Below are 7,120 nucleotides of genomic sequence, written 5' to 3'. Positions count from 1 at the left end.
GGCGTGCGGGTCAACGCCATCGCGCCCGGCCTGATCGAGACCGGCATGACCAAGCCGATCTTCGACGGCGCGCGGGCCCGCGGCAACGAGGACAAGATCGGCCAGCTCAACCCGCTGGCCCGTTACGGCGTGCCCGATGAGATCGCCCATGCGGGCCTCTTCCTGGCCAGCGACGACGCCTCCTACGTGAACGGTCAGACCATCGCCGTCGACGGCGGGCTGTCGACCTCGCATCCCGTGGTGCGCCGCAAGCGATGATCTACCTAATCCGGCACGGCCAGACCGAGTTCAACCGCGAGCGCCGAATCCAGGGCCACGTCGACAGCGCGCTTACCGAGCTCGGCGTTCGCCAGGCCAAGGCCATGGGCCGCCTGCTGCGCGACCTGATCCGCGACTCCGCGGGCTGGCGCATCGTCTCCAGTCCGCTGGGCCGCGCGCGCTCGACCGCTGAGATCATTGCGGACGCCCTCAAAGGACCGCAGGTCGAGTTTGACGACCGGCTGAAGGAGATGAGCTGGGGCTCCCACGACGGGCGCCTGCGCGCGGAGCTGGAGACCGAGCACCCGGAGACCTTCGGCAGGACCGGGTGGGCCTTCGACGCGCCGACCGATGGAGAGAGCTACGAGGACGTCCAGACCCGGGTCGGCGCCTGGCTGGCCGAACTGCCGCCGGAGCCGGAACGCAGGATCGTCGCCGTCAGCCACGGCATCGCCGGACGGGTCCTGCGCGGCCTCTACGCCAACCTGCCCCGCGACGAGGCTGGCCAGCAGGACGTGCCGCAGGATGCGGTCTTCGCGCTGCTGCACGGCGGCGTCGGCCGCATCGACTGCGAACCGATGGAGCAGGAGAATCCGAGCCTTGGGCAACGGCGCTAGAGCGCGTCGATGCTGAAGACCCATCCAACGTCGCCATCCGTTTCGAGCCCAAGGGCTACGATGTCCGCCAGCGGCGGCGTACGGCCGCCCGGCCCCGCCGGGAATGGCCAAGGCCATGGCCGATGGCGCGGCGGCCGTCTGCCCGGATGGGCGCAGCCTGATGGTCGACGGCGGCGACGACGTCGTGCGCCGTGCGCCGCTGGTGGGCCGCCGCCAGGCGACGTCGCCCCCGCCGAAGGACTGCCGTTGCGCAGCATCATCCTGGCGGCCGGAACCTTAGCGAAGACGGGTTTGCTGGATCTGCGCGCCGACTAGGGCTTCGGGTTCAGCCAGCCGCCGAGGCCGAGCACGGCCACTGTCGCGGCCACGCCGAGGGCGAAACCACTGGCCACGGCGACCGACACGCCGGCCGGACCCACCGCCAGGGGTTTTCGGTCCATCCAGTGAACCAGCGCGCCATTCGCCGCCGGCTGTTCGAGGTCTTCCAAGTCCTCGACGACCTGTTCGCTCATGCCAAGCCTCCCGCTCCCGCCCCTAAGAGGCAAACCCGCGCGCATGGCGGGGGTTCCGAACAGCGGTCGCGAAGGATAGAACCGCCTCTCCCCTCCCCTTATGACCTGACCGACGGACCCCGACACCGAACATGGCCGGACATTCCAAGTTCAAGAACATCATGCACCGCAAGGGCCGCGCGGACAGCGCGCGCTCCAAGCTGTTCTCCAAGCTCTCCCGCGAGATCACCGTGGCCGCGAAGGCCGGCTTGCCCGATCCAGCGATGAACGCGCGCCTGCGCCTAGCGGTGAACAACGCCAAGGCGGAGTCCCTTCCCAAGGACGTCATCGACCGGGCCATCAAGAAGGCCAGCGGCGGCGACGCCGAGGCCTATGAGGAAATCCGCTACGAGGGATTCGGCCCGGGCGGCGTCGGAGTCATCGTCGAGGTGCTGACCGACAACCGCAACCGCTCGGCCGCCTCCGTGCGGTCCACCTTTTCGAAATATGGCGGCAACCTGGGCGAGACAGGTTCGGTGTCATTCATGTGGGATCGCGTCGGCCAGATCGGCTACGGACCCGAGGCCGGTTCGGAGGACAAGGTCATGGAAGCCGCCATCGAGGCCGGCGCCGAGGACGTTGAATCCGACGAGGACGGCCATACCGTCTATACGGCTTTCGGCGACCTTTCCGACGTGGCCGCGGCCCTCGAGGCCGCGCTCGGACCCGCCAAGGCCACCGTCCTTGCCTGGCGGCCCAAGGCCCGCACGCCGATCAGCGGCGACGGCGCCGCCACCCTGATGAAGCTGCTGGAGACCCTGGACGACGACGACGACGTCCAGAACGTCTATTCCAACGAGGACATCGACGCCGCGGAGCTCGAAAAGCTGGCCGGATGACCGCGGAGCCCAGATTTCTCGCGATCCGGTCCGAACGCGCCTTCAACGCCATCGTTGTCGGCATCGTGGCCCTGGGCTTCCTGACGCTCGTGGGCGTCGGCGCCTATGGAATTAGCGTCATGCGCGAGAACATCATATTCACGCGCTGGGTGGCCCACACCTATGAGGTGAAGGGCGCGATTTCCGACTTCCTGATCAACGATGAGCGCACCGAGACCGCGCGCCGCGGCTACCTGCTCTCGCACGACACCGTCTTTTCGGACTCGGTCGCCACCACCTCGGCGCGGGCCGGCAGAACCCTGCTGACGATACAGCAGCTCACGATCGACAGTCCGGTCCAGCAAGCCAATGTCGCCAGGATGCGGGCGCTCGTCGCCCAGCAGCAGCAGGCCATCCAGGTGTCCATGGCCTTCGCCCGAGGCGGCTATTCGGACACCTCGAATTTCTACCATGACGCCGGAGTCGATGCGACACGCCAGATCCGCGCGCTCGCCGAGCAGATGAGCGAGCAGGAGAACAACAAGTTGCGGGTTCGCGAGTCTGGGGAGCAGGCGACCGTCGACCGGCTGATCGTGGTCGCGGCGATCTCTAGTCTGCTGCTGATCTTCCTGGCTATCGGCTCGGTCTGGGTGATCCTGCGCTACACCCGCCAGCTCAACACCTCGCAGCGCGAACTGGCCACGCTCAACGCCGGCCTCGAAGATCAGGTCGCCACCCGCACCGCCGACCTGCGGCGCGCCAACGACGAAATCCAGCGCTTCGCCTATATCGTCAGCCACGACCTGCGCTCGCCGCTGGTCAACGTCATGGGCTTCACCTCCGAGCTGGAAGCGGCCGCTAAGCCGCTGACCACCCTGCTGGAGCGGGCTGAGGCCGAGGCGCCCCAGATCGTCACACCTGAGGCCGCAAGTGCGGTGCGCAGCGACCTGCCGGAGTCCATCGGGTTCATCCGCACCTCGACCCAGAAGATGGACCGGCTGATCAATGCCATCCTGCAGCTCTCCCGCCAGGGCCGCCGGGTGCTGACGCCCGAGCCGCTGGAGATGAACCGGGTGCTGCAGACGGTCACCGACAACCTGGCCCATCGCAGCAGCGAGCTGGGCGCCCAGATCACCGTCGAGCCCGGCCTGCCGATGGTGGTCAGCGACCGTCTGGCCCTGGAGCAGATCTTCTCCAACCTCGTGGAGAATGCGCTCAAGTACCTGCAGCCCGGCCGCCCGGGCCGCGTCGAGATCGGCGGCCGGCGGCAGGGCGTGCGCGTGGTCTATGAGGTCAAGGACAACGGCCGTGGGATCGACCCCAAGGACCACGATCGGGTCTTCGACCTGTTCCGCCGCGCCGGGACCCAGGACCAGCCCGGCGAAGGCATCGGGCTGGCCCATGTACGCGCCCTGGCCTACCGTCTCGGCGGCACAGTCACCTGCCAATCCGCCCTTGACCAGGGGGCGACCTTCCGGGTTTCTCTGCCCGCCAGATTGAACGCTGAAGGGCCCGTATCATGAGTGAACAGCGGCACGTCACGATCGTCATGATCGAGGACGACGAGGGCCATGCGCGGCTGATCGAACGAAATATCCGCCGCGCCGGCATCTCCAACGAGATCCGTCATTTCTCCGACGGCGCCTCGGCCCTGCACTATCTCGAAAACGACCATTCCGGCCCCGCGCTCAACGGCCCGGCCCTGGTGCTGCTCGACCTGAACCTGCCCGACATGAGCGGTATCGATATCCTCAGCCGCGTGAAGTCCAACGAGCGGCTGAAGCGCACCCCCGTGGTGGTGCTGACGACGACCGACGACAAGGTCGAGATCCAGCGCTGCTACGACCTGGGCTGCAACGTCTACATCACCAAGCCGGTGAACTACGAAAGCTTCGCCGACGCCATCCGCCAGCTCGGCCTGTTCCTCTCCGTGATCCAGGTGCCCGAGGTCGAGGGAAACGGGTGAGCGAGACCAAGCGCCGGGTCCTCTACGTCGACGACGACGAGGGGCTCCGCAGCCTCGTTCGCCGCGCTCTGGAACGCCGGGGCTACGCTGTGACTCTGGCCGCCACCGGCGAAGAAGGCCTGGCCGTCCTGGAAGCCGGCGAGATCGACCTGATCGCGCTCGACCACTACATGCCGGGACAGGGCGGCTTCGAGACCCTGCTGCAGGTGCGCCAGCAGCCGGACCCGCCGCCGATCGTCTATGTCACCGGCTCCGACGAGAGCCGGGTGGCGGTCTCCGCGCTCAAGGCCGGCGCCTCGGACTATGTGGTCAAGACCATTGGCGAGGAGTTCTTCGACCTCCTCGACACCGCGCTTATCCAGGCCTGGGACCAGGCGGAACTGCGCCGCCGCCACGCCCAGGCCGAGGCGGACCTGGTCACTTCCAACACCCGCCTCGAGACCCTGCTGCGCGAGGTCAACCACAGGGTGGCCAACAGCCTGCAGCTGGTCTCGGCCTTCGTGCAGATGCAGGCCTCGGCGGTCGAGGGCGACGCCCGCGCCGCGCTGAAGGACACCCAGCGGCGCATCGAGGCGATCATCCAGGTCCACCGCCGACTCTATTCCTCCGGCGACGTGGAGTCGGTGGACATGCGCGAATACCTGGACGCCCTGGTGCGCGAGCTGCAGGACACCCTGTCCTCCGCCGCCTCGCCGCGTCGGCTCAGCCTGATCGCCGACGCCGTGCGGCTGGAGACTGACAAGGCCGTCTCGGTGGGCGTCATCGTCAACGAGCTGGTCACCAACGCCTGCAAGTACGCCTACAAGCGCGGGGAGGCCGGCGAGGTGCGCATCCGCCTGGCCGACGCCGGCGAAGGCCTGACGCTCACCGTCGAGGACGACGGCGGAGGCATCGCCGACGGCGCGGCCGCCAAGGGCACCGGCCTGGGCGGACGACTCATCAAGGCCATGGCCTCCAGCCTCAATTCCGAGGTGCTCTACGACCCGTCGCACCCGGGCGTGCGCGCCAGCCTGCGCCTGCCCGTCAGCTGAAACTTTCGCGACAGGCCCTTGGCTTCCGCTGCGTCGCGTGGGCAGACTTCAAACCAACCATAGGGGGAACGAACATATGCAATTGAAGATCGCCGCCGCCGCGCTCGCGGCCGTCACGCTTGCCGCCGGCGCGGCCCGCGCCGCCGACTACGTGACCATTCCGCTGGAGACGGTCGTCAACGCGCCGGCCGACGTGGCCTGGAAGAAGGTCTCCGGATTCTGCGACATCGGCGCCTGGATGAAGACCACCTGCGAGATCACCTCGGGCAAGAACAACGAGGTCGGGGCCGTTCGCCGGATCGCCAACCGCATCGACGAGCTGCTCGTGGCCGAGACGACCTGGTCCTACACCTACAGCCAGCCGAAATCGCCGATCGACTATCACGGCACGGTGGAGATCCGCCCGATCGATAAGGGCCACTCCAAGCTGATGTACACCCTCGTCTACGACGCGGCGGCGCTGCCGCATCCGGAGAACAAGGACCAGGACGTGGCCAACCGCACCAAGCAGTTCACCAACGTCCTGAATGTCATCAAGGGCATCGCCGAGGCGAAGTAGGCTTCAGCGCCGGCCGAGGAAGGTGAAGACGGCGTAGATCGCCACCAGCACCAAAAGGCCGATCACCATGGCGCGGCCCATCAGCTTGCGCTTGGCGGCTTCTTTGTTGTGGACGGGATCGTCGGGCATGTCGTTCATGCCCGGCGATCAGCCTTGCCCGACGCGCGGCGTCAAGCGCGGCAGTCTTGTGGGGGAGTTTCTATGCGCACCGCCTTGGCCCTGATCGCCGCCCTGGCGCTGGCGAGCCCGTCCTTCGCCCAGGACCAGGAACGCCTCGGCGCGAACCAGCCGACGAGCGCCGGCGCCGGCCAGTCCAAGCCCCTGTCCTTCGCTGGCGGGCGGATCTTCCAGGCCACCGGCTTTGGCAACACCTTCATGGTGACCACCAGGGACGGCGACGTCATCATCGACACCTCCAGCGCGCCCAACGGGCCGCGCCACCACGCCCTGCTGAAGGCGGCCTCTACCGCGCCGATCAAGGACATCATTCTCACCCATAGCCACGGCGACCACACCGGCGGCGTCGCGCTATGGAAGGAGGCTGGGACCCACGTCATCGGCCAGGCCAATGAGGTCGAGTTCCGCAACTACCAGATGCGCCTCGAAGGCTTCTTCGCGGTGCGCAACGCCGCGCAGTACAACGCGCCGGGCCTGCGTCAGATCGCCAATCCGAACCCCGGGAACTACGCCGCACCGCCGCTGGCCGACGTGCTGTTCGACAAGGAATACAGGTTCAAGCTGAGCGACCTGACCTTCGACTGCCTGGCCATGCCGGGCGAGACACCGGACATGCTCAACGTCTGGATCCCGGAGCTCAAGGCGCTCTTTATCGGCGACAACTACTATGCGTCGTTTCCCAACATGTACACGCTTCGGGGCACGCCCACCCGGCCGGCGCTGAACTACGTCGAATCAATCAACAAGGTCCTGGCGCTGAATCCGGAGATCGTGCTCCCCAGCCACGGCGTGCCGATCGTGGGCGCGGCCAACGTGCAGCGGGTGCTGACCCAGTACCGCGACGCCATCCTCTATGTGCACGACGCCACCGTGCGCGGCATGAACGCCGGGACCGACGTCTACACCCTGATGAAGACCATCAGGCTGCCGCCGGAGCTCTATGTGGGCGAAGGCTACGGCGCGATAGGTTGGTCGGTGCGCGGCATCTACGAGGGCTACGCTGGCTGGTTCGACGGCGATCCGGCGACCATGTACGCCACCGCGCCCTCGGAAGCCTATTCGGAGATCGTCCGCATCGCAGGGGGCGCCGGCCCGGTGGCGGCGCGCGCCGAGGCCCTGGTGGCGACCGACCCGGCCCTGGCG

The 7,120-nt window shown here is 67.6% G+C and carries 11 protein-coding genes; 9 read left to right on the top strand and 2 right to left on the bottom strand.

The genetic code is table 11. The features are described 5' to 3' along the window. The 3 genes from E8A12_RS16115 to E8A12_RS16105 all read left to right on the top strand — a co-directional run. A partial coding sequence (locus tag E8A12_RS16115; RefSeq protein WP_293370633.1) for an SDR family oxidoreductase occupies positions 1–258 on the top strand: 258 nt, incomplete at its 5' end. After that, on the top strand, positions 255–875 hold the full coding sequence (locus tag E8A12_RS16110; protein ID WP_293370631.1) for a histidine phosphatase family protein: 621 nt from the start codon (positions 255–257) through the stop codon (positions 873–875). The genes E8A12_RS16115 and E8A12_RS16110, both read left to right, overlap by 4 nt. Before the next feature lie 103 nt (positions 876–978). Further along, on the top strand, positions 979–1,155 hold the full coding sequence (locus E8A12_RS16105; protein ID WP_293370629.1) for a hypothetical protein: 177 nt from the start codon (positions 979–981) through the stop codon (positions 1,153–1,155). 31 nt (positions 1,156–1,186) lie between these two features. Here the strand turns inward: E8A12_RS16105 and E8A12_RS16100 are convergent, their stop codons facing one another. Then, positions 1,187–1,387: a hypothetical protein gene (locus E8A12_RS16100; protein WP_293370627.1), complete on the bottom strand. Its 201-nt coding sequence runs from the start codon at positions 1,385–1,387 to the stop codon at positions 1,187–1,189. Between the two features lie 131 nt (positions 1,388–1,518). On the opposite strand from E8A12_RS16100, the gene E8A12_RS16095 reads away from it, so the two are divergent. The 5 genes from E8A12_RS16095 to E8A12_RS16075 all read left to right on the top strand — a co-directional run bounded on the left by E8A12_RS16095 (position 1,519) and on the right by E8A12_RS16075 (position 5,800). Then, complete coding sequence (locus E8A12_RS16095) at positions 1,519–2,265, top strand: YebC/PmpR family DNA-binding transcriptional regulator (protein ID WP_293370625.1); 747 nt, start codon at positions 1,519–1,521, stop codon at positions 2,263–2,265. Then, a complete protein-coding gene (locus E8A12_RS16090) occupies positions 2,262–3,767 on the top strand; it encodes an ATP-binding protein (RefSeq protein WP_293370623.1) in 1,506 nt (501 codons plus the stop codon). The genes E8A12_RS16095 and E8A12_RS16090 overlap by 4 nt, the downstream gene beginning before the upstream one ends. Continuing rightward, positions 3,764–4,210: a response regulator gene (locus tag E8A12_RS16085; protein WP_293370621.1), complete on the top strand. Its 447-nt coding sequence runs from the start codon at positions 3,764–3,766 to the stop codon at positions 4,208–4,210. The genes E8A12_RS16090 and E8A12_RS16085 overlap by 4 nt, the downstream gene beginning before the upstream one ends. Next, a complete protein-coding gene (locus E8A12_RS16080) occupies positions 4,207–5,241 on the top strand; it encodes a response regulator (RefSeq protein ID WP_293370619.1) in 1,035 nt (344 codons plus the stop codon). Before E8A12_RS16085 ends, E8A12_RS16080 begins: the two co-directional genes overlap by 4 nt. Before the next feature lie 76 nt (positions 5,242–5,317). Continuing rightward, positions 5,318–5,800, top strand: coding sequence for an SRPBCC family protein (locus tag E8A12_RS16075; RefSeq protein WP_293370617.1), 483 nt, complete (start codon positions 5,318–5,320; stop codon positions 5,798–5,800). A 3-nt stretch (positions 5,801–5,803) separates the two neighbouring features. Here the strand turns inward: E8A12_RS16075 and E8A12_RS16070 are convergent, their stop codons facing one another. Continuing rightward, positions 5,804–5,938: a hypothetical protein gene (locus E8A12_RS16070; RefSeq protein WP_293370615.1), complete on the bottom strand. Its 135-nt coding sequence runs from the start codon at positions 5,936–5,938 to the stop codon at positions 5,804–5,806. Between the two features lie 63 nt (positions 5,939–6,001). On the opposite strand from E8A12_RS16070, the gene E8A12_RS16065 reads away from it, so the two are divergent. Then, a partial coding sequence (locus E8A12_RS16065) for an MBL fold metallo-hydrolase (RefSeq protein ID WP_293370613.1) occupies positions 6,002–7,120 on the top strand: 1,119 nt, incomplete at its 3' end.

Origin of the sequence: Phenylobacterium sp. (assembly GCF_004799395.1) — a bacterium.
Classification (GTDB): domain Bacteria; phylum Pseudomonadota; class Alphaproteobacteria; order Caulobacterales; family Caulobacteraceae; genus Phenylobacterium.
The sequence above is the reverse complement of the archived record's forward strand: the minus strand, read 5'-3'. Positions and strand labels throughout refer to the sequence as shown.

Bases quoted from the DNA above. Each gene is read 5' to 3' on its own strand.
- E8A12_RS16075 (WP_293370617.1), top strand. From the start codon at position 5,318: ATGCAATTGAAGATCGCCGCCGCCGCGCTCGCGGCCGTCACGCTTGCC.
- E8A12_RS16110 (WP_293370631.1), top strand. From the start codon at position 255: ATGATCTACCTAATCCGGCACGGCCAGACCGAGTTCAACCGCGAGCGC.
- E8A12_RS16100 (WP_293370627.1), bottom strand. From the start codon at position 1,387: ATGAGCGAACAGGTCGTCGAGGACTTGGAAGACCTCGAACAGCCGGCG.
- E8A12_RS16095 (WP_293370625.1), top strand. From the start codon at position 1,519: ATGGCCGGACATTCCAAGTTCAAGAACATCATGCACCGCAAGGGCCGC.
- E8A12_RS16105 (WP_293370629.1), top strand. From the start codon at position 979: ATGGCCAAGGCCATGGCCGATGGCGCGGCGGCCGTCTGCCCGGATGGG.
- E8A12_RS16085 (WP_293370621.1), top strand. From the start codon at position 3,764: ATGAGTGAACAGCGGCACGTCACGATCGTCATGATCGAGGACGACGAG.
- E8A12_RS16090 (WP_293370623.1), top strand. From the start codon at position 2,262: ATGACCGCGGAGCCCAGATTTCTCGCGATCCGGTCCGAACGCGCCTTC.
- E8A12_RS16070 (WP_293370615.1), bottom strand. From the start codon at position 5,938: ATGAACGACATGCCCGACGATCCCGTCCACAACAAAGAAGCCGCCAAG.